Genomic DNA, 20,771 nt, shown 5'->3' on the forward strand with positions numbered 1-20,771 from the left:
GAGTATTTAAAATAATTGATGCTAATTAAGTACTTGTCCTTGTTCGTAGGTATCACCCTGTTCGGTGACTTTTTTTCATAAATATGCTATTTTCTCGCCGTTGGATAAGGTTGGGGTTTATGAGTGGCGACGTTATTTTTTGGTTTGAGTTTTAATCGGGCGAGGGCTTAGTGGGTGACAAAAGAAGCAATCAGGGTTGCTAGGGTTTCCACAGTTTCGTTTTTCATAGTGACGCAACTAGAGACTCAATTTGAGCAGTTGGCAATGTCTGGCGTTGATTTGACGGCCATTTCAAGTGCTGATGAATCGGTTAGTAGGTTGCTCGAAAATAAGAGATTTAATTTTTTACCAATTAATATTGAGCGTAAAATTAATATTAAAAAAGATATTTTAAGTTTGTTTCTTTTGATAAAGGCTTTTCGAAAATATAATTTTGATATAATTCACTCAACTACACCGAAAGCAGGATTGTTATGTTCTATTGCGGGTCTGTTTGCTAGACGGTCCGTTCGATTGCATACATTTACTGGGCAGCCATGGGTAACTATGTCTGGTTTAAAATGCTCACTTCTAAGAGCGTGCGATAAGCTTGTCGGTATACTCAATACGCACTGTTATGCAGATAGCCATAGCCAAATGAAATTTCTAATTTCGAATGGTATTATTAAGCCAGAGAGAATATCAGTTCTGGGGGCTGGGTCGCTCGCGGGTATAGATTTAGAAAGATTCAATAAAAAATACTTTCCAGAAAGTACATGCTTGGATTTGAGGTCAAAACTTGGTATTTCAGAAAATAGCAAGGTGGTTCTATATGTTGGCCGAATAACACCGGATAAAGGGATTAGTGAGTTAGTTCAGGCTTTCGAGAGGATATCTGCGAAAGACAGTGATGTATTTCTTGTGCTGGTTGGGCCTTCTGAGCCTGAAGGTCAACTAATTATTGATAGCATTCCTGAATATATAAAGTCGCATGTTAAAGTTGTCGGTTACGACCGCGAGCCTGAACGATATATGGCCGTCGCAGACTTGCTATGTTTGCCTAGTTACCGTGAAGGATTTGGCACGGTTATCATTGAAGCGGGGGCGATGGGGATCCCTTCAGTCGGGACCGATATCTATGGCTTGTCTGATGCGATTTTAGACGGGCTGACAGGTTTGCTAGTTAAAGTTGCAGATCCCGTATCTCTGGAAGAAGGGATCTGGACGTTATTGTCTAATCCATCGATGAGATACTCTATGGGCGCTGAGGCACACCGTCGAGCCTCGGAAAATTTTAGTTCTTCCAGATGCTCGGAGTTGCTGCTGAAAGAGTATAAGGCGTTTATAAGTTGATGGACGAAGTCTTTGAGGAAAAACAGCGCGTCATGGTAACGGGGGCAGCAGGGTTTGTCGGGGGCTGCTTAGTTCGTGCACTTACTTTACATGAGGCTTATATTCCCATATCAGTTTTTCGCTCTGAAGGTGATTTGCAGCTTATATCAAATAATGTATATGCTGCCAATGTATCCCCGGAAACGGACTGGGCTGTAGCTTTGGCCGGCGTATCTATAGTTGTTCACGCTGCTGCACGAGTGCATGTGATGAACGAAAGTTCCGCTACTGCTCTAGACGAATATAGAAGAGTAAACTTTCATGGTACTTTGAAGTTGGCGCGTCAAGCCGCTGAGGCCGGTGTGCGTCGCTTTGTTTTTATTAGCTCCATAAAAGTTAATGGAGAGGCTACTAGCCTTGCACGACCTTATTGTGCAGATGATCCAGTTAACCCAGTTGATCCATATGGTGTATCCAAACATGAGGCTGAAGTTGCTCTCCGCCAGCTCGCTTTGAAAACTGGTATGGAGGTGGTAATTATTCGTCCTACACTGGTTTATGGACCAGGAGTAAAAGCAAATTTTGAGGCTATGCTTGCGTGGGTTAAGCGAGGAGTCCCCTTGCCTTTAGGGTCGATTAACAATAAGCGTAGTCTGGTTTTTATTGAAAATTTAATTGATCTAGTTATTCTGTCTATGCATCATGAGAGTGCTGCAAATCAAACTTTTCTCGTTAGTGATGATGAAGATCTCTCTACAAGTGAGTTGTTGGCGAAAGCAGCAAATGCATTGGGTGTAAAAAGCCGAGTTTTTCCATTTCCAAGTAGTATGCTTAGATTATTTTTAACTCTCTTAGGACGTAAGGCAATTTCGCAACGCCTATGTGGAAGCTTGCAGGTTGATATAAGTAAGACCTGCCTTCTCTTAGGTTGGCGTCCCGCAGTAAACGTTAACGAGGCGTTAAAAAGAACCGCGGCAGTCTTTGTGGAAAAAAGCGTATGAGCCATGTGTACTGGGTGATGTTCTTTTCGTTTGTTGGTTCCTTGATGGGGACTGCAGTTTTACGCAGATACGCTTTATCTAATAGCCTTATTGATATACCTAACTCCCGAAGCTCTCATACTGTTCCCACTCCTAGGGGCGGAGGGGTGGCTATCGTTGTTGTTTTTATAATCAGTGCCATCGTTTTAGAGATTACCAGTAATTTGCAATTTTTTACTATGTTAGCTCTTACAGTTACAGGGGGGATGGTTGCCGTTATCGGGTTTCTCGATGACCATGGGCATATTCCCGCTCGCTGGAGATTATTGGGGCACTTTACAGCCGCAATTTTGGGGGTGGCATTATTGGGTGGGATGCCATCTATGCTTATACTTAATGTATATGTTGAATTGGCATGGGCAGGACATATCTTTGCAGTTTTTTACTTAGTATGGATGCTTAATTTATATAATTTTATGGATGGTATTGACGGTCTGGCTGCCATTGAGGCTGTGTTTGTTTGTTTAGCTGGCGCAGGCTTATATTGGATAGTTGGTAGCTATGACTTAGCTTGGGCTCCTTTGGGTCTGGCTCTTGCGGTCTTGGGCTTTTTGTACTGGAATTTTCCCCCTGCTCGAATTTTTATGGGCGATGCAGGTAGCGGATTTCTTGGATTAGTTCTTGGTTTGCTTGCCCTGCAGGCTGCTTGGACTAATCCATCGTTATTTTGGAGTTGGTTGATTTTTCTAGGTGTTTTCATTGTCGACGCGACGTTTACTCTTTTCTGTCGGCTATTAAGAGGGGAGAAGCTGTACGAGGCGCATCGCAGCCACGCTTATCAATTTGCAGCGAGGCGTTACGGTAGGCATTTTCCGGTAACGTTGGCAGTGCTATTTGTAAATATAATTTGGCTATTACCACTAGGCTTTCTTGTGGGTACAGAAAAGCTCGAAGGAATTATTGGTCTTATAATAGCTTATGTACCTTTGATTCTTCTTGCAGTGTTCTACAAAGCCGGCGCAAGAGAGAACTGAGATGCGGGTTCTGGTTTACGTCTGTGGCGTTTTTATTTAAGAAGGGTATTAGTATGTTTCGTCAGTGGTTGCTTGAGCTTCCGAGGCGCCAAAAACGCTTGATCCAAGTCGCAGTAGATACTGTGCTTGTCTGGCTTGCGTTGTGGTTAGCGTTCCTTGTACGTCTTGGCATTGATGAAATTGCCAATCCATTAGAGGCGCACCCATGGCTTTTCCTGTTTGCACCTTTAGTTTCTATTCCACTATTCATCCATTTCGGTCTATATCGAGCAGTTTTACGTTATTTTGGTACCGATGCACTCATCGCTATTACTAAGGCTGTGACGTTGTCTGCGTTGGTAATGGGGGTTATTGTTTATGTTTATAGTAATCATAAGTTTGTAGTTCCTCGTTCTATTGTTTTTAATTTTTGGTGGTTGAGCCTCATCATGATTGGAGGCTTGCGCTTAGCAATGCGTCAATACTTCCTTGATGATTGGTTTTCTACAACACAACACATGCCTTTCTCCAATACAGATAATAATCTTCCTAAAGTTGCTATTTATGGAGCAGGCGCTGCTGGTAATCAACTGGTTGCGGCGTTGAGGATGGGGCGAGCAATGCGTCCTGTTGCTTTTATTGACGATGATAAGAGCATTGCAGACAGGGTAATCGCCGGACTACATGTTTATCAGCCCAAAAATATTCAACGAATGATTGATGCAACTGGAGCGCAGGAAGTTCTTTTGGCCATTCCTTCTTCAAGCCGTGGGCGTCGTCGTGAAATCTTGAGCTTTCTTGAAAACTATCCTTTTCATGTTCGAAGTGTTCCCGGGTTTATGGATCTCGCCAGTGGCCGAGTGAAAGTTGATGATATTCAGGCTGTTGATATTGCTGATTTGTTAGGACGTGACGCAGTTCCGGCTCAAGAGGATTTGCTTGAACGCTGTGTGACGAAGAAGGTAGTTCTTGTAACTGGCGCCGGAGGATCCATTGGCTCCGAGCTATGTCGGCAAATATTGCTTCTTCGTCCTACTGTATTGTTGTTGTTCGAGCATAGCGAGTTTAATCTCTATAGTATTTTTTCCGAGTTAGAAGGGCGTGTTGCTCGTGAGTCACTTTCCGTAAAGGTATTACCTATTCTTGGCACTATAAAAAGTCATGAAAAGCTCGTTGATATAATGACTACCTGGAAAGTTAATACAGTTTACCATGCTGCGGCTTATAAGCATGTCCCAATGGTAGAGCATAATATTTCCGAAGGCTTTTTTAATAATGTAATCGGCACGCTTAATACAGCCCAGGCAGCATTGATATCTGGTGTTACAGATTTTGTCTTGATATCTACAGATAAGGCAGTTCGTCCCACCAATATAATGGGAAGCACTAAACGCTTGGCTGAGCTGACGTTACAAGCACTTAGTCGAGAAAAAGATCCAGTTTTATTTGATGTGGCTGGTTGTGAACAGATAAGAAACAACACTCGATTTACAATGGTTCGTTTCGGTAATGTTTTGGGCTCTTCAGGTTCTGTAATTCCATTGTTTCATAAACAAATACAGTCTGGTGGCCCCTTGACTGTTACTCACCCTAAAATTACTCGATATTTCATGACCATTCCTGAAGCTGCACAGCTAGTTATTCAAGCGGGGTCGATGGGCTTGGGCGGGGATGTATTTGTATTGGATATGGGAGAACCGGTAAAAATTGTAGAACTGGCTGAGAAAATGATTCATCTCTCAGGTCTGACTGTTCGCTCGGAAAAAATGCCTCATGGCGATATTGCTATCGAATTTACCGGGTTGAGGCCCGGTGAGAAACTTTACGAAGAGCTATTAATAGGTGATAACGTTTCTATCACTCCACACCCGATGATTATGACAGCTAATGAAGATTATTTGCCTTGGGGTGTGTTGAAAACCAACCTAGCTAAGATGCTTGAGTCTGTTCATCAAGATGATTACGTCACATTCCGCCAATTGTTGCGTGAAACAGTGAGTGGCTATACGCCAGACGGTGAAATTGTCGATTGGATTTATCAACAACGCCGTTTACAACCATAAGTTTACATAAACAGTAACCATCTACATTTTGACTTGTCCCCTGCATCACCTAGGTTTGGAAGGCAGCTTTGGAAAGCTGCTTTCCTTACTCGATGTCATGGAGCGTCACTATGCGTAACTCTTTTTTCACCTCATTGATCTTTGCTTTTCTCGCCAGCTTTGCACTTGTCACTCAAGCAGCGCCGGGTCCTAAGACCCAGCCCGGTTCTGCGCAAGTGGCGGAGCAGGCGCCGATTCAAGCGAGCAAGGTCAACCTCAATACGGCGGATGAGGTTGTGCTGCAACGCGAGCTTTTTGGGGTGGGGGCTGCCAAGGCCAAGGCGATTGTCGCTTATCGGGAAGAAAATGGGCCCTTTGCTTCGGTGGACGAGTTGCTGGAGGTCAAGGGGATTGGCAGGGCAATTCTGGAACGAAATCTGGATAAGCTCGAAGTCAATTGAGTTCTCCCGCATAACGTTTGAAGGCCGGTCTCTGACCGGCCTTTTGCATTTCATGAGTGGGGTAGCTGACAGTGAATCTCTATCGCCTGGATTGATTATTTTCATGATGGCTCGAAAATATTATGGTAATAATATTTTTGGGCGCCAAATGTTTCTGGCCGAAGGCGCTCATTACTTTCATGCATTGTCAGGAGTCCAGCTATGAGTTCGATTCAATCCCAAGGTACAGCATTAGTCACTGGGGCCTCATCCGGTATTGGAGCGGTTTATGCCGAGCGACTGGCAGAGCGAGGTTTTGATTTGTTGCTGGTTGCTCGAGATGAGGGACGTTTGAAGGTGGCAGCCAATGCGTTGAGCGATAAATATAACGTGCAAGTGGAGGTGTTGAAGGCGGATTTGACGCTCAAGAAGGACTTACTGAATGTCGAGCGACGTTTGCGCGACGACTCCCGTATCAGCTTGCTGCTGAACAATGCGGGAGTAGCTGCCAACGGGGCTTTGGCTGGCGCCGACCTGGATCAGATGGAGCACATGATTCAGCTCAATGTAGTGGCATTGACCCGGCTGGCCGGGGTGGCTGCAACGAGTTTCTCTGCGACTGGGCGTGGGGCGATTATCAATATTGCCTCGGTGGTGGCCTTGATTCCTGAGCGTTTCAACGCGACTTATAGTGCAACCAAGGCATATGTACTCAGTTTGACTCAGTCGCTGCAGGCTGAGTTGAAGGGCAGCGGGGTTCGTGTACAGGCTGTCTTGCCGGGTGTCACTCGTACCGAAATCTGGGAGCGTTCAGGGCTCGATGCCAAGGCCATTCCGGCGGAAATGGTGATGGAGGTACAGGAGATGGTCGATGCGGCGTTGAGCGGCTTGGATCAGGGTGAGTTGATTACATTGCCTTCGCTACCCGATCCTGCGGATTGGCAGGCTTTGGTGGCGGCGCGCTTGGCTCTTGGCCCCAATCTGTCCAGGAGCAGTGCGGCCGCTCGCTATAAATAAGAAGAGTAGGTTGGAGCGGATCGCTTCAGCGCCGCTCCTGTTGCTTCAGGCCCTCGCGAACCACCTCCAGTATCCGAGTTCCCAACTCCGGGTTTTCCACGCTACGAGAAAGCATGAGTGCACCGACCAAGGTGGACATGAGCATCAGGCTTCGCTCGGCTTTCTGTTCGCCTTCCAGCACCGATTCTAGTTGTTCGAGCCTGGTGTTGAGCACCTCATCTGTAGTCGCACTGGGTTGCCCGCGCTGGCCGAGTTCCGAGCTCATGGTCGGTAGCGGGCAGCCTTGATGAGGGGACTTCTGGTGCCACTCGCAGAGGTAGTTATCGATAAAGGCTGGCAGTGGATGCTCTTGTGCGAACAGTGCAGCGCAATGGGCGTCCAGCTCCTGGGCGGCGGCGCGCAGGGCTTCTTCTACCAGTTCATCCTTGGACTTGAAGTGGGAATAGAAGCCGCCATGGGTCAACCCCAGGGCTTTCATCAGGGGCTGTAGACCTGTTGCACCTATCCCGTCACGCCGAAAACGTTCTGAAGCTTCCTTGATAATGCGTTGATGAGTCTGGGCTTTATGGTCTGGCGAGTAACGCATTTGAGAAACCTCCGCAACTAGAAGGCCATTTTAACCAAGGATTATCAGATCATGCCCCTACTTCTAGACAGGGATTGTCAGCGTTGACAGCTTCCCGACAGCTTTCGTGAGGGCATAAGGGGTGATTGAAGTTGGCACGATAAGTGATTACCTGCTGTTCATGAATTGTTGAACAATCGTGAGGTGCCTCATGAGCGACGGACTATCCCTGGCGGATCACATTACTGTGGAACTACGGGCTGACATCATCGGTGGTCGTTTATTGCCCGGAATGGCGCTGGTGGAAAGCGAGCTGGTCAGTGCCTATAGCGCCTCACGCAATACCATCCGTGAAGCCCTGCACCGCCTGGGGCAGGAAGGGCTGACCTGGTACGTGCGGCACAAAGGCGTGGTGGTCCGTCGCCTTGGTGCTGATGACGTGCGGGATCTGTTCCGAGTGCGCCGTACCCTGGAGTTGCAGGCCATCGCCAATGCTCGCCCGCTACGCGAGTACCAGTCCGATCGCATGCTCGATGCCATCGAAGCGGCGGAGCTTGCCCGGGAGCGCGAGGACTGGCGCGCCGTGGGAACCCATGGCCTGCGTTTTCACCTGCATGTGGTGGGGTTGCTGGGCTCGCCACTATTCGATGAGTTCTTCACCAACGTGGTGGCGCAGTTGCGCCTGGTGTTTTGTACGGCGCCGGATGAGGCGCGGTTTCAGGCGCCCTGGCTGGTCCGCGACCGACAGATCCATGAATGGCTTCTGGAGGGTGACAAGGCGGCCGCCATCGAGGCCATGGAGTTGTACCTGGACGACTCGGAGCGCCTGCTGTTGGACATGCTCGACCAATCCCTGTGTCACTGAATGAGGGCGATACCCATGTACAAAGACTATCCAGCGGCTTATCAGGTCAGCAAAGGTTCGGCGTTACAGGTGGACAAGGCGTTTTACGAACGCATTCGGCACAATCAGGGCCAACGCCATCTGATCGAGCAGTTCGAGGTTCCGATCCGTACCGGACGCGCCTGGAAGGTGCCCGCCGGGCACGTATTTCGGGTGACCACCCCGGTAGGGCCGCAGGTGGGCGACTTCAACGTATGGAGTGCCAACGATCCGCGTGAGCGCCTCTGGGCTGCGCGCACCCGGCAGTTGCAGGGGGCGCATGTCAGTACCCACGACCGGCTCTGGTCGAACCTGCCTTTTCTGCGGCCGCTGGTGACCATCACCGATGACAGCCTGGCCCATTACGGCATCGACGAGCATGGTGGCCGCCTGCACGATCTACTGGGCACCCGTTGCGACCCCTATGTGAATCGCATGCTTACCGGCGAGGACTTTCACCATCACTGCCATTCCAACCTGACGCGGGCAGTGCTGCCTCATGGCCTGACCGAGTTCGATGTGCATGATGTGTTGAACATCTTCCAGTGCACGGGCCTGAACCATGACGACATGTACTTCATGAAGGCCTGCCCGGCGCAGAAGGGGGATTATCTGGAGTTCTTCGCCGAAATCGACCTGCTCTGTGCATTGTCGACCTGTCCGGGCGGAGATCTGTCCTTGCCGATGTGGGGGCCTGAAGCCCAGGACCCGTTAAGCGTGTGCCGTCCACTGGGAGTGGAAATCTATCGTCTGGACGAATCGCTGCTCGAAGGCTGGAGCCAGCCGCAACGTGCAGCCTATAAGGGCCAGCACGGGTTGCACATTGCCAAGGCCGAATGGGAGCGCTGAGCTTCCAGGCAGCCCCTGCACGTTAGGGTGAAGGGGCTGTAGGCTTAACGATCCTGCGCTTCCTTGGCATCCATTTGTGCGTTGCGCTCGGCCACGCGCTTGCGTTGCTCATCGGTCAGCTCGACCTTGTTGGCGGTGTCGCGCAGCATCATCAAGCCGCCAACGATAGAACCGATAGCAACCACCAGAATTAACCAGGCATACCAGGGCATAGGGCTCTCCTTAATGGGCAGTAGCCCGCAGGCGAAGGTTCGCCTTCGGGCCTGCCTATAACGCTTTGAGTTAAAGCGCTTCGCAGTGGTTCCATTGTATGCCTGATCCGCCTGGTGCGAGCAGAGCGCGGTTCAACGGCCGGTGAGCATGGCGTCCACCGGCGCGTCGGCCCGCAGTTGCCCGGTCAGCAGGAAGTAGATGAAGCCCAGGGCCATGAACACCAGAAATATCAGGCCGATCAGGGCATTGAACCAGGCCATGGCCACCAGGCAGACCGCGGCCAGTGCCAGGGCGATGGCCGGCACCAGCGGGTAGCCCGGGGCGCGGAAGCTGCGTGGCAGATTCGGTTCCGCCCTGCGCAGTTTGAACAGGCTGAGCATGCTCATGATGTACATCACGATGGCACCGAACACCGCCATGGTGATCATGGCGGCAGTGAGGGTCATGCCGCCAAGGTTGATCAGGCCATCGCTGTAGATGGCGGCGATGCCGATCAGGCCGCCGGCGATGATCGCCCGATGTGGCGTCTGAAAGCGCGACAGCCTGGCCAAGGAGGCAGGCAGGTAACCGGCCCGGGCCAGGGCAAAGAACTGGCGCGAGTAGCCGAGGATGATCCCGTGGAAACTTGCCACCAGGCCGAACAGGCCGATCCATACCAGCATGTGCAGCCAGCCGGAACTGTCACCCACAACGGTCTTCATCGCCTGGGGCAGCGGGTCGTTGATGTTCGACAAGCTGCGCCAGTCCCCCACGCCGCCGGCGAAGAACATCACCCCCATGGCCAGCAGCACCAGGGTCAGGATGCCGCTGATATAGGCTTTGGGAATGGTGCGCTTGGGGTCCTTGGCTTCTTCGGCAGCCATGGCCGCGCCTTCGATGGCCAGGAAGAACCAGATGGCGAAGGGAATGGCGGCGAACATCCCGGCAATTGCCGGGGCGCCGAAGGCGTCGGCGCCTGCCCAGCCGTTGAGGGCGAAGTTGCTGAAGCTGAAGGCCGGGGCCACCACGCCCATGAACACCAGGAGTTCGGCCACCGCCAGCACGCAGACCACCAGTTCAAAGGTGGCTGCCAGTTTCACCCCGAGAATGTTCAGGCCCATGAATACGATGTAGGCGCCAACCGCGGCATGTTTCGGATCCAGGGCCGGGAATTGCACGTTCAGGTAAGCGCCGATGGCCAGGGCGATGGCGGGAGGGGCGAAGACGAATTCGATCAGGGTGGCCAGCCCCGCGATCAAGCCGCCTTTTTCACCAAAGGCGCGACGGCTGTAGGCAAACGGGCCGCCGGCGTGGGGAATCGCCGTGGTCAGCTCGGTGAAACTGAATATAAAGCAGGTATACATGGTTGCCACCATCAGCGAGGTCACGAGAAACCCCAGGGTTCCTGCCACGCCCCAGCCATAGCTCCAGCCGAAGTACTCCCCGGAAATCACCAGTCCGACTGCGATGCCCCATAAATGCAGCGTGCCCAAGGTGGGCTTGAGTTGTGTGTTCATCGGTTGCTCCCTGAACGATTAGGACGTGCTCGCGGCTGTTCTGTGCAGTGCCCATGCCAGTTCCTGGAGCACCGTCGTAAAGCACGAAAAGCTGTCGTATCGAGGATGTTTCGCCGATTTTTAGCACTATTGACCTTCAGTGCATGGGGGCGTGATGCCTCGCATCGGGGCAGCCGCGCTCCAGAGGCGAGCGATGCGCTTCATCGCCCCTCGTAAAGGCTGGATGACGCCAGTCTTTACGCTTTCTTTATGCGCTGCCCGCCCCGTCGATCTCGTTCCTTTACAGGCACCCTGCGGACAATGTCTGCATTCGCGGCAATCGCCGTACCACGGAGACATTCCATGAACATTCTGGACGCGGTGTCGCTGCTGCTGGCAGTGGGCCTGTTCATTTATCTATTGGTTGCGCTGCTGCGCGCGGATCGGAACTAGGAGCTGCGGTTATGCACAGTTATGACTATTGGCTGATCCTCGCCTTCTTCGCTCTGGTGCTGTTGCCCGCACCTTGGCTGGGGCGCTTCTACTACCGGGTGATGGAGGGCCAGCGCACCTGGCTGACCCCGGTTCTGGGCCCGGTGGAGCGTGTCTGCTATCGAATCTCCGGGGTCGATCCACAGGTTGAGCAGAGCTGGCAGAAATACACCCTGGCTCTGCTGGCCTTCAACCTGGCCGGGTTTGTCCTGCTGTTTGCCATCTTGCTGTTTCAGGATCACCTGCCGCTCAATCCGCAGCATCTTCCGGGGCAGGAATGGACGCTGGCGTTCAACACCGCAGTCAGTTTCATGACCAACACCAACTGGCAGTCCTACAGCGGCGAAGCCTCCCTGAGCTACCTCAGCCAGATGGTCGGCCTTACCGTGCAGAACTTCGTCAGCGCTGCCACCGGGCTGGCGGTGCTGGTTGCCTTGTGCCGTGGCATTGGCCGGCGTTCGGTGCGCACCCTGGGCAACTTCTGGGCCGATATGACCCGCGCCACCCTCTACGGCCTGCTGCCGCTGTGCCTGCTGCTGGCGCTGTTCCTGGTCTGGCAGGGCGTACCCCAGACCTTTGCCCATTACGTGGATGCCCTGACCCTGCAGGGCAATGACCAGGTCATTCCGCTGGGCCCGGCCGCCAGTCAGATTGCCATCAAACAGTTGGGCACCAACGGTGGCGGTTTCTTCGGCGTCAACTCGGCGCACCCGTTCGAGAACCCCACGGCCTGGAGCAATCTGTTCGAACTGGTATCGATCATCCTGATTCCGGTGGCCCTGGTGTTCACCTTCGGCCATTACGTCAAGGACCTGCGTCAGAGCCGGGCGATCATCGCCTGCATGTTCGCCTTGTTCCTGATCGGCGGTGCTACCTCGCTGTGGGCGGAGTATCAACCCAACCCGGCGTTGCAGAACGCAGCGGTAGAGCAGGCTGCGCCCCTGGAAGGCAAGGAAGCCCGCTTCGGCACCACTGCCACGGTGCTCTGGTCGGTGACCACCACTGCGGCCTCCAACGGTTCGGTGAATGGCATGCACGACAGCCTCAACCCGCTGAGCGGTATGGTGGCGCTGATCAACATGATGGTCGGCGAAGTGATCTTCGGCGGCGTCGGCGCGGGCCTCTACGGCATGTTGCTGAACGTGTTGATCGCAGTGTTCCTGGCCGGGCTGATGATCGGTCGCACCCCGGAATACCTGGGCAAGAAGCTACAGGCCAAGGAGGTGCAGTTGCTGGTAGTGACCCTGATGGTGATGCCCATCGGCGTCCTGGTGCTGGGCGCCCTGGCCGCCAGCTTGCCGGGGCCGGCAGCAGCCATCAGCAACCCGGGGCCCCATGGCTTCAGTCAACTGCTCTACGCCTACACCTCGGCCAGCGCCAACAACGGCTCGGCGTTCGGTGGCTTCAGCGCCAATACCCCGTTCCATAACCTGATGCTGGGCCTGGGCATGCTGATCGGTCGCTTTGGCTACATCCTGCCGGTGCTGGCCCTGGCCGGCAGCCTGGCGATGAAGAAGACCGCACCCATCGGCCAGAACAGTTTTCCCACCCATGGCCCGCTGTTCGTGGCCTTGCTGACCGTGACCATCTTGCTGGTGGGCGGCCTGACCTTCCTGCCGACCCTGGCGCTGGGCCCAATCGCCGAACACCTGAGCATGGGCTTCTGAGGACCTGATGATGAATATGCATGTTCCTGCCTCGAACAAAGCCGCCGATGCGCTCGCCAAGAGCCAGCCGGCCAAGGCCGAAGTGGCGAGTACCGCAATCTCGGCCCTGTGGCGCCCGGCGCTGATCCAGGCTTTCGTCAAGCTTGACCCGCGCCAGTTGCAGCGCTCGCCAGTGATGCTGGTGGTGGAACTGACAGCGATCCTGACCACCGTGCTGTGTTTCATTCCGGACACCGCAGTGCCGACCTTCGTCGCCGCCCAGATTGCTCTCTGGCTGTGGTTCACGGTGCTCTTTGCCAACTTCGCCGAGGCCCTGGCGGAAGGCCGCGGCAAGGCTCGCGCCGACAGCCTCAAGGCCGGTAGCGAGGGCTTGAGCGCCCGCCGCCGGGCCGGCGACGGCAGCTATCAGTTGGTGCCAGCGGTCAATCTGCGCAAAGGCGACGTGGTGCGGGTCGAAGCCGGCGAAATGATTCCCGGCGATGGCGAGGTGATCGAAGGTATCGCCGCGGTCAACGAAGCGGCAATCACCGGTGAATCGGCTCCGGTGATCCGGGAATCCGGCGGTGATCGTTCGGCGGTGACCGGCAATACCCGGCTGGTCTCCGACTGGCTGCTGGTGCGCATTACCAGCAACCCCGGCGAGTCGACCCTGGACCGCATGATCGCTCTGGTGGAAGGTGCCAAGCGGCAGAAGACACCGAACGAAGTGGCCCTGGATATCCTGCTGATCGGCCTGACCCTGATCTTCCTGCTGGTGGTGGTGACCCTGCAGCCCTTCGCCCACTTTGCCAATGGCAGCCTGCCGCTGGTGTTCCTGGTGGCGCTGCTGGTGACCCTGATCCCCACCACCATCGGCGGCCTGCTCTCGGCCATCGGGATCGCCGGTATGGACCGCCTGGTGCGCTTGAACGTGATCGCCAAGTCCGGGCGCGCGGTGGAGGCGGCGGGTGACGTGCACGTGTTGCTGCTGGACAAGACCGGCACCATCACTTTCGGTAACCGCCGTTGCAGCGCCATCTATCCGGCGCCGGGCGTCAGTGCCCAGGTACTGGCCGAAGCGGCCTTGATGGCCTCCCTGGCGGACGACACCGCTGAAGGCAAGTCCATCGTCGAGTACCTGCGGGAGCTTTATCCACAGCCCGAGCCGGGCAGCGATCTGCTGACGGCAGTGCCTTTCAGCGCTGAAACCCGACTGTCCGGGGTCGATTACCAGGGCCGGGTCTATCGCAAGGGTGCAGTGGATTCGGTGTTGAGTTTCGTCGGCCTCAAACGCAGCGAGCTGGCACCGGCCCTGTCCCGGGAGATCGACAAGATCGCTCAGAGCGGCGGCACCCCGCTGCTGGTCTGTGCCGAGGGCCGGATGCTCGGCGCCATTCACCTCAAGGACGTGGTCAAGCCCGGCATTCGCGAGCGTTTCGCCGAGTTGCGCAAGCTGGGTATCCGTACCGTGATGGTGACCGGCGACAACCCGCTGACCGCCTCGGCCATTGCCGCCGAAGCCGGAGTCGACGATGTGCTGGCCGAGGCCACGCCGGAGAAGAAGCTGGCGCGCATTCGCCACGAGCAAAACGACGGGCGTCTGGTGGCCATGTGCGGTGATGGCGCCAACGACGCACCGGCATTGGCCCAGGCCGATGTCGGCATGGCCATGAACGACGGCACCCAGGCGGCGCGCGAGGCGGCCAACATGGTCGACCTGGACAGCGACCCGACCAAGCTGCTGGATGTGGTGCAGATCGGCAAGGAGCTGCTGGTGACCCGGGGTGCCCTGACCACCTTCTCCATCGCCAACGACGTGGCCAAGTACTTCGCCATCCTGCCGGCGCTGTTCGCGGCGATTTATCCACAGCTGGGGGTGCTCAACATCATGGGGCTGGCCAGCCCGCAGAGCGCAATCCTTTCGGCCATCGTGTTCAACGCCCTGATCATCGTGGTGCTGATCCCCCTGGCATTGCGTGGGGTGCGGGTACAGGCGGCCAGTGCCGCGCACCTGCTGCGGCGCAACCTGTTGATCTACGGCGTGGGTGGCATCGTCGTGCCCTTTGTCGGGATCAAGCTGATCGACATGCTGTTGACTGCGCTGCACCTGGTGTAACCGGCCTGCAGATCTGAACGAATCGAGGAGTGAGAAATGACTAGCGTAGTGCGTCCGGCCTTGAGCCTGATTGTGTTGATGACCCTGATCACCGGTGTGGCCTATCCCCTGGTGGTGACCGGCGTGGCCCAGTTGGCCTTCCCGGAACAGGCCAATGGCAGCCTGGTGCGCGATGCCGACGGCAGGGTGCGGGGTTCCGCCCTGATCGCCCAGGATTTCGTCGGTGATGCCTGGTTCCATCCGCGCCCTTCGGCGGGGGCCTTTGCCACGGTATCCAGCTCTGCCAGCAACCTGGCGCCGAGCAATCCGGCCCTGGCCACGCGGGTGATCGAGGATGCCGGCAAGCTCCTGGTACCGGGGCAGGGGCCGGTGCCCCTGGCATTGCTGACCACTTCGGGCAGCGGCCTCGATCCACACTTGCCACCGCAGGCAATTGACTATCAACTGGCGCGGGTCGCGGTGGCGCGCAACCTGTCGCCAGCCAAGTTGCAGGCCCTGGTGGACGCCCATATGGAGCAGCCGCTGGTGGGGCCGCCGGTGGTCAATGTACTGGCCCTGAACCTGGCCCTGGAACAGCTGTAGCCGCTGCCGAACCTGCGAGGCTGCAAAATGCCCCGCAGGGGCTTCCAGCCCCAGGGAGCGCTGGCAAACGCAACTGAAGTGAGCGCAGATTGAACCGAATGTCTTGTCGCAGAGAGATAACCCATGAGTGATTCCGGTCGCGCCGACGCGCTGCTAGCCGAGCTGCCACGGGACGGCCGGGGCCGGCTCAAGGTGTTCCTGGGCGCCGCCCCCGGGGTTGGCAAGACCTACGCCATGCTCCAGGCGGCCCATAGCCAACTGCGCCAAGGGGTCAAGGTGCTTGCCGGGGTGGTGGAGACCCACGGCCGCGCCGAGACCGAAGCCTTGTTGAGCGGGCTGCCCCAGCAGCCCTTGGTGCGTTCGGAATACCGTGGCGTATTGCTGGAGGAAATGGACCTCGACGGCCTGCTCAAGGCCAAGCCCAAGCTGGTACTGGTGGACGAACTGGCCCACAGCAATGCCCCGGGCAGCCGGCACGCCAAGCGCTGGCAGGACATTCAGGAGTTGCTGGCGGCCGGGATCGACGTCTTCACCACGGTCAATGTCCAGCACCTGGAAAGCCTCAATGACCAGGTGCGCGGCATTACCGGGGTCCAGGTGCGCGAAACCCTGCCTGACTGGGTGCTGCAAGAGGCCTATGAGTTGCTGCTGGTGGACTTGCCGCCCCGAGAGCTGCTGGAGCGTCTGCGGGACGGCAAGGTCTACGTGCCGGAGCAGGCGCGGGCGGCCATCGATGCATTTTTCACCCAGACCAACCTCACCGCCCTGCGCGAACTGGCGATGCAGACCGCCGCCGCCCAGGTGGACAACGACCTGGCCCAGGGCTATCGCCAGTTGGGGCAGGCGGCACCGGCGGTGCGCGGGCGGCTGCTGGTGGGTATCGACGGCGATGACCAGGCCGAGCGGCTGGTACGTCACGCCAGCCGTGTGGCTCAGCGTCGCCACCTGCCCTGGAGCCTGGTGCATGTGGATAACGGCCGGTTGCGCGACGAGCAGGCACGCTTGCGCTTGCAGGCCGCTCAACAACTGGCCGAGCGCCTGGGCGGGGAAGTGGTCCTGTTGCGCGCCGGTGAGGTGGCCAAGACCCTGATCCAGCACGCCGCGGAGCGTCGCGCCAGCCTGCTGCTGGTGGGGCAGTCCAGGCGCCGCTGGCGCCGGCGCTGGTTCGGTGGCGGCTTGGCGGCGCGCTTGCTGCGCAATGCCGATGGACTGGAGATCAATGTCCTGGACAGCGAGCCCCAGCCCCATCAGCCGGGCCTGCGGGTCAAGCATTCGCTGATCTGGTTCGACTACGTCCTGGCAGTCCTGGCCACCCTCCTGGCCAGCGCCCTGGCCTGGGGGGTGGCCAGTGTCCTGCCGTTGCCGAACATCTCCCTGGTGTTCCTCGCCGCGGTGCTGCTGGTGGCAGTGCGCAGCAGCCTGGGGCCGGCCCTGGCTTGCGCGGCGCTGTCCTTTCTCAGTTATGACTTCCTGTTCATTCCGCCGAACTTCTCCCTGGCCATCCAGCGGGAAGAAGATGTACTGACCCTGCTGTTCTTCCTGCTCATGGCCGCGCTGACCGGCAATCTGGCGGCCCGCCAGCGCCGGCAGTTGCAGGCCTTGCGCGATACCCAGGAGGAAACCGGCGAGCTCCTGGACCTGTCGCGCAAGTTGACTGCCGCCACTGACCGGCAAGCGGTGATCAGCGCCGCGGCCCAGCATTTGAATGGTCGCGACGAGTTGCGTGTCTGCCTGATCAACCGCGACGGGCAGGGTGGATGGAAAGTCGAGACCGGTGGTTCGCCGCAGTTCTCCGAGGCCGAGCGTGCGGCGGCCGACTGGGCCTGGCAGCATGACCAGCCGGCGGGGCTGGGCACCGGGACCTTGCCCTTTGGTCGATGGTGGTGGTGGCCGCTGTCGGTGGATGACGGGCCCCTGGGGTTGCTCGGTGTCTGCCCCCGTGAGGGCGAGGAGTTCAGCGGCCAGCGCCGGCGCCTGCTCACTGCGCTCAGCCAGCCACTGGCCCAGGCCCTGGCACGGGCGCGGCTGGCCGAGGACCTGGAAGCGGCGAGGCTGCACGGGGAGACCGAACAGTTGCGCAGCGCCTTGCTGGCTTCGGTATCCCATGACCTGCGCACACCGCTGACCTCAATGCGCGGCAGTATCGACAGCCTGCTGGCCCTGGGGGAAGCGATCCCCCTGGAAGATCGGCGAGAGCTGCTGGAGGGCACGCGGGATGAGGCCGAGCGCCTGGACCGCTATATACAGAACCTGCTGGACATGACCCGGCTCGGCCATGGGGCCCTGAAGCTGGCCCGGGACTGGGTCGCGCCGGGGGATATCGTCGGCAGTGCCCTGAACCGCCTGCGGGCGGTGCTGGCGCCGTTGCAAGTGGCCACCGAACTGCCAGCGGACTTGCCCTTGCTTTACGTCCATGCGGCGCTGATCGAGCAGGCGCTGGTCAATGTGCTGGAGAATGCTGCCCGCTTCTCGCCACCCCAGGGCCATCTGCAGTTGAAAGTCAGTGCCAGCGAGCAGGAATTGAGCTTCGCCGTCAGTGATGAGGGCCCGGGGATTCCCGAGGATGAGCGGGCAAAGATCTTCGACATGTTCTACACCGCTGCCCGTGGCGACCGCGGCGGGCAAGGCACCGGCCTGGGCCTGGCGATCTGCCAGGGCATGGTCGGCGCCCATGGCGGGCATATCAGTGTCGCCGAGGGCATTGGCGGCAAGGGGACATGCATCACCTTGCACCTGCCGTTGCAGACCCAGCCGGAGCTTGAGTCCGACCTGTGAATACCTGTAGAACGCGCTGCGGCCTTGCCGCGTCAGCGCCACACGGATGCGGCATGCCTTGCGCTACGCTTTTGCCTCTTAATTTGTCTTGAACTGAAACCATGAGCCAGACCGCGACCATCCTGGTCATCGACGACGAGCCGCAGATTCGCAAGTTCCTGCGCATCAGCCTGGCGTCCCAGGGATACAAAGTGATTGAAGCCGGGACCGGCACCGAAGGCCTGGCCCAGGCCGCCTTGAACAAACCGGACCTGCTGGTACTTGATTTGGGGCTGCCGGACATGGATGGGCAGCAGGTGCTGCGCGAGTTTCGCGAGTGGTCGGCGGTGCCGGTGCTGGTGCTTTCGGTGCGTGCCAGCGAGCTGCAGAAGGTCGAGGCGCTGGATGGTGGTGCCAACGACTATGTGACCAAGCCTTTCGGTATCCAGGAGTTCCTGGCGCGGATTCGCGCCCTGTTGCGCCAGGCGCCGAGCGGGGAAGTGCAGGAGGCGGCGTTGCAAGTGGGGCCGCTGACGGTCGACCTGGCTTATCGGCGGGTGCTGCTGGACGGTGTCGAAGTGGCCCTGACCCGCAAGGAATATGCGGTGCTGGCCCAGCTGGCGCGGCACCCGGGGCGGGTGATTACCCAGCAGCAACTGCTCAAGGACATCTGGGGCCCGACCCACACCGAGGACAGTCATTACCTGCGGATCGTGGTCGGGCACTTGCGCCAGAAGCTGGCGGACGATCCGACCCGGCCACGCTTCATCGTCACCGAGGCGGGGGTCGGCTACCGCTTGCTGGGCGCCGATTCCTGAGTTTGCGGCCTTTCGCTACTGGTCCTGCTCGTAGCGGTCCAGGGTATCGCTGGCAATCTCACGGCCCAGGGCGATCAGCTCCGGCGCCTTGTAGAACTCGAAGAAGCGGCAGACGCGCTTGGGCACGTTGATGAGGATATCCGGCGGGTAACCGGCGATCTTGTACTGCGCCAGGGAGGTCTGCATGACCTCGAAGCTCTGGTTGACCAGGTCCAGCAATGACGCCGGGCCGACGTTGTCGATGATGAAGGAGCCGCTGGCGGATTTCGGCGCGCCGTCGGTTTGCGGCGCGGCGGCCGGTTGCTGGGCTTCCGGTTCGGCGCCCTCGACCCATGGATTGATCTCCGCGGCTTCGCTCTTGAAGGCTTCCTGCTCGAGCAGTAGCAGTTGTTCGGCCTGCTTGCGGCGAAACGGCAGGTGTGAGCCCAGGGAGTTGATCAGGCTGTCAAAGCGGCTCTTGAACGCGGGTGGGCGCTGGATTACCGGTAACTGGTAGTGGCGCTGGTTGGTGGAGTTGAGGTTCACCGCAATGATCAGGTCGCAGTGGCTGGAAACCACCGGAACGATGGGCAGCGGGTTGAGCAGGCCGCCGTCCACCAGCATGCGGTTGCCCTGCATGACCGGGGTGAACAGGCTGGGGATCGCGGCGGAAGCACGCATGGCCTGATGCAGGCAGCCTTCCTGGAACCAGATTTCCTGCTGGTTGGTCAGGTCGGTGGCGACGGCGGTATAGGGGATGCGCAGGTCTTCGATGTTCACTTCGCCGACGATCTTGCGGATCTGGCCGAAGACTTTCTCGCCGCGAATCGCCCCCAGCCGAAAGCTCACGTCCACCAGGCGCAGCACGTCGAGGTAGTCCAGGCTTTCGATCCATTCCCGGTACTCGGCGAGCTTACCTGCGGCGTAGATGCCGCCGACCACCGCGCCCATCGAGCAGCCGGCAATGCAGGCGATGTCATAACCGCGTTTTTCGATTTCCTCGATGACGCCGATATGGGCGTAACCGCGAGCGCCCCCCGACCCAAGGACCAATGCGACACGTTTGCTCATGATTCGTCCCTTCGACAAACAGGCTGCAACAATGCACCCATAGCGCCTCGTGGTTCAATTGCTGATGCGCTGCGGGGCCTGTGAGTTTTTTTCTAGGGCCGCCGGGGCCGCGAGGCTATGCTCCTGCAGCTATATTTTCCAAGGGGTGGGACTGGCACTTTTTCCTGCGGCCATCGTCTTAACCTGTACGACTGTTTTCCCTATCTTGAGGTGTCATCGATGAAAGCCTGGATCTGCCTGCCCCTGATTGCGTTGGTATTGACCGGTTGTGCAGGCAAGACTGCCTACCGTGACAGTTGCGGCACGCAGCTGGACGCTGCCTGGCACGAGCTGGACCTGGCCAAGGCCGAAGGTTTCGCTGGCACCGTGAGCTACTCCAAGGCGTTGTCGCTGCTGACCGGCGCCAAGACCCAGCAGCAGTTCGAAGCCTTCGAAGGCTGCACCAACAAGGCCGAGAAGGCGCGTTTCTACATTCGTGAATCCCGGGCCGGGCGCTGAGCCGCGACAGCCGCTAAGCTGGTCCGA

Annotated in this window: 19 protein-coding genes; 15 read left to right on the plus strand and 4 right to left on the minus strand. The window is 57.4% G+C overall.

The genetic code is table 11. The features are described 5' to 3' along the window. Positions 1-174 precede the first annotated feature (174 nt). From M2395_RS22195 to M2395_RS22220, 6 genes are all read left to right on the plus strand, one after another. A complete protein-coding gene (locus M2395_RS22195) occupies positions 175-1,332 on the plus strand; it encodes a glycosyltransferase family 4 protein (protein WP_015636566.1) in 1,158 nt (385 codons plus the stop codon). Then, entirely contained in the window at positions 1,332-2,312 is a 981-nt protein-coding gene (locus M2395_RS22200; RefSeq protein ID WP_015636565.1) for an SDR family oxidoreductase, read from the plus strand. Before M2395_RS22195 ends, M2395_RS22200 begins: the two co-directional genes overlap by 1 nt. Then, on the plus strand, positions 2,309-3,325 hold the full coding sequence (locus tag M2395_RS22205) for a glycosyltransferase family 4 protein (RefSeq protein WP_015636564.1): 1,017 nt from the start codon (positions 2,309-2,311) through the stop codon (positions 3,323-3,325). The genes M2395_RS22200 and M2395_RS22205 overlap by 4 nt, the downstream gene beginning before the upstream one ends. 53 nt (positions 3,326-3,378) lie before the next feature. Then, positions 3,379-5,367 (plus strand): nucleoside-diphosphate sugar epimerase/dehydratase, encoded by a 1,989-nt coding sequence (locus tag M2395_RS22210; RefSeq protein ID WP_015636563.1) that lies wholly within the window; start codon positions 3,379-3,381, stop codon positions 5,365-5,367. Positions 5,368-5,477: 110 nt separating this feature from the next. Further along, entirely contained in the window at positions 5,478-5,807 is a 330-nt protein-coding gene (locus M2395_RS22215) for a helix-hairpin-helix domain-containing protein (RefSeq protein WP_053159718.1), read from the plus strand. A 201-nt stretch (positions 5,808-6,008) separates the two neighbouring features. Beyond that, positions 6,009-6,803, plus strand: a complete 795-nt coding sequence (locus M2395_RS22220; RefSeq protein WP_015636561.1) for an SDR family oxidoreductase — start codon at positions 6,009-6,011, stop codon at positions 6,801-6,803. A 25-nt stretch (positions 6,804-6,828) separates the two neighbouring features. Here M2395_RS22220 and M2395_RS22225 read toward each other — a convergent pair whose 3' ends face one another. After that, positions 6,829-7,389: a TetR/AcrR family transcriptional regulator gene (locus M2395_RS22225; protein WP_011062574.1), complete on the minus strand. Its 561-nt coding sequence runs from the start codon at positions 7,387-7,389 to the stop codon at positions 6,829-6,831. Positions 7,390-7,579: 190 nt separating this feature from the next. Between M2395_RS22225 and M2395_RS22230 the strand changes: the two genes are divergently transcribed. Together M2395_RS22230 and M2395_RS22235 are read left to right on the plus strand one after the other, a co-directional pair. Further along, entirely contained in the window at positions 7,580-8,233 is a 654-nt protein-coding gene (locus M2395_RS22230; RefSeq protein ID WP_123431298.1) for a GntR family transcriptional regulator, read from the plus strand. 15 nt (positions 8,234-8,248) lie between these two features. Continuing rightward, complete coding sequence (locus M2395_RS22235) at positions 8,249-9,100, plus strand: DUF1989 domain-containing protein (protein ID WP_123431297.1); 852 nt, start codon at positions 8,249-8,251, stop codon at positions 9,098-9,100. Positions 9,101-9,144: 44 nt separating this feature from the next. On the opposite strand, the gene M2395_RS22240 is transcribed toward M2395_RS22235, so the two are convergent. Both M2395_RS22240 and eat read right to left on the minus strand, forming a co-directional pair. After that, on the minus strand, positions 9,145-9,312 hold the full coding sequence (locus tag M2395_RS22240; RefSeq protein ID WP_011062571.1) for a DUF2897 family protein: 168 nt from the start codon (positions 9,310-9,312) through the stop codon (positions 9,145-9,147). Between the two features lie 132 nt (positions 9,313-9,444). Further along, on the minus strand, positions 9,445-10,809 hold the full coding sequence (gene eat, locus M2395_RS22245) for an ethanolamine permease (RefSeq protein WP_011062570.1): 1,365 nt from the start codon (positions 10,807-10,809) through the stop codon (positions 9,445-9,447). 342 nt (positions 10,810-11,151) lie between these two features. Between eat and kdpF the strand changes: the two genes are divergently transcribed. The 6 genes from kdpF to M2395_RS22275 all read left to right on the plus strand — a co-directional run bounded on the left by kdpF (position 11,152) and on the right by M2395_RS22275 (position 19,196). Then, positions 11,152-11,241 (plus strand): K(+)-transporting ATPase subunit F, encoded by a 90-nt coding sequence (gene kdpF / locus M2395_RS22250; protein ID WP_019092894.1) that lies wholly within the window; start codon positions 11,152-11,154, stop codon positions 11,239-11,241. Between the two features lie 11 nt (positions 11,242-11,252). Then, positions 11,253-12,947, plus strand: coding sequence for a potassium-transporting ATPase subunit KdpA (gene kdpA / locus M2395_RS22255; protein ID WP_077934596.1), 1,695 nt, complete (start codon positions 11,253-11,255; stop codon positions 12,945-12,947). Between the two features lie 10 nt (positions 12,948-12,957). Continuing rightward, positions 12,958-15,042 (plus strand): potassium-transporting ATPase subunit KdpB, encoded by a 2,085-nt coding sequence (gene kdpB / locus M2395_RS22260; protein WP_123431296.1) that lies wholly within the window; start codon positions 12,958-12,960, stop codon positions 15,040-15,042. A gap of 36 nt (positions 15,043-15,078) precedes the next feature. Then, a complete protein-coding gene (gene kdpC / locus M2395_RS22265; protein WP_123431295.1) occupies positions 15,079-15,624 on the plus strand; it encodes a potassium-transporting ATPase subunit KdpC in 546 nt (181 codons plus the stop codon). A gap of 123 nt (positions 15,625-15,747) precedes the next feature. After that, entirely contained in the window at positions 15,748-18,399 is a 2,652-nt protein-coding gene (locus M2395_RS22270) for a sensor histidine kinase KdpD (protein WP_123431294.1), read from the plus strand. Between the two features lie 101 nt (positions 18,400-18,500). Beyond that, positions 18,501-19,196, plus strand: a complete 696-nt coding sequence (locus M2395_RS22275) for a response regulator (RefSeq protein WP_011062565.1) — start codon at positions 18,501-18,503, stop codon at positions 19,194-19,196. Positions 19,197-19,211: 15 nt separating this feature from the next. On the opposite strand, the gene M2395_RS22280 is transcribed toward M2395_RS22275, so the two are convergent. Further along, positions 19,212-20,246 carry a patatin-like phospholipase family protein gene (locus M2395_RS22280; protein WP_011062564.1) on the minus strand — a complete coding sequence of 345 codons (1,035 nt, stop codon included), beginning with the start codon at positions 20,244-20,246 and terminating at the stop codon, positions 19,212-19,214. A 219-nt stretch (positions 20,247-20,465) separates the two neighbouring features. Here M2395_RS22280 and M2395_RS22285 point away from each other — a divergent pair, with 219 nt between their 5' ends. Beyond that, entirely contained in the window at positions 20,466-20,744 is a 279-nt protein-coding gene (locus M2395_RS22285) for a hypothetical protein (protein ID WP_011062563.1), read from the plus strand. Positions 20,745-20,771: the final 27 nt, after the last annotated feature.

It is taken from the genome of Pseudomonas sp. BIGb0176, from assembly GCF_024810175.1.
Lineage (GTDB): Bacteria > Pseudomonadota > Gammaproteobacteria > Pseudomonadales > Pseudomonadaceae > Aquipseudomonas > Aquipseudomonas protegens.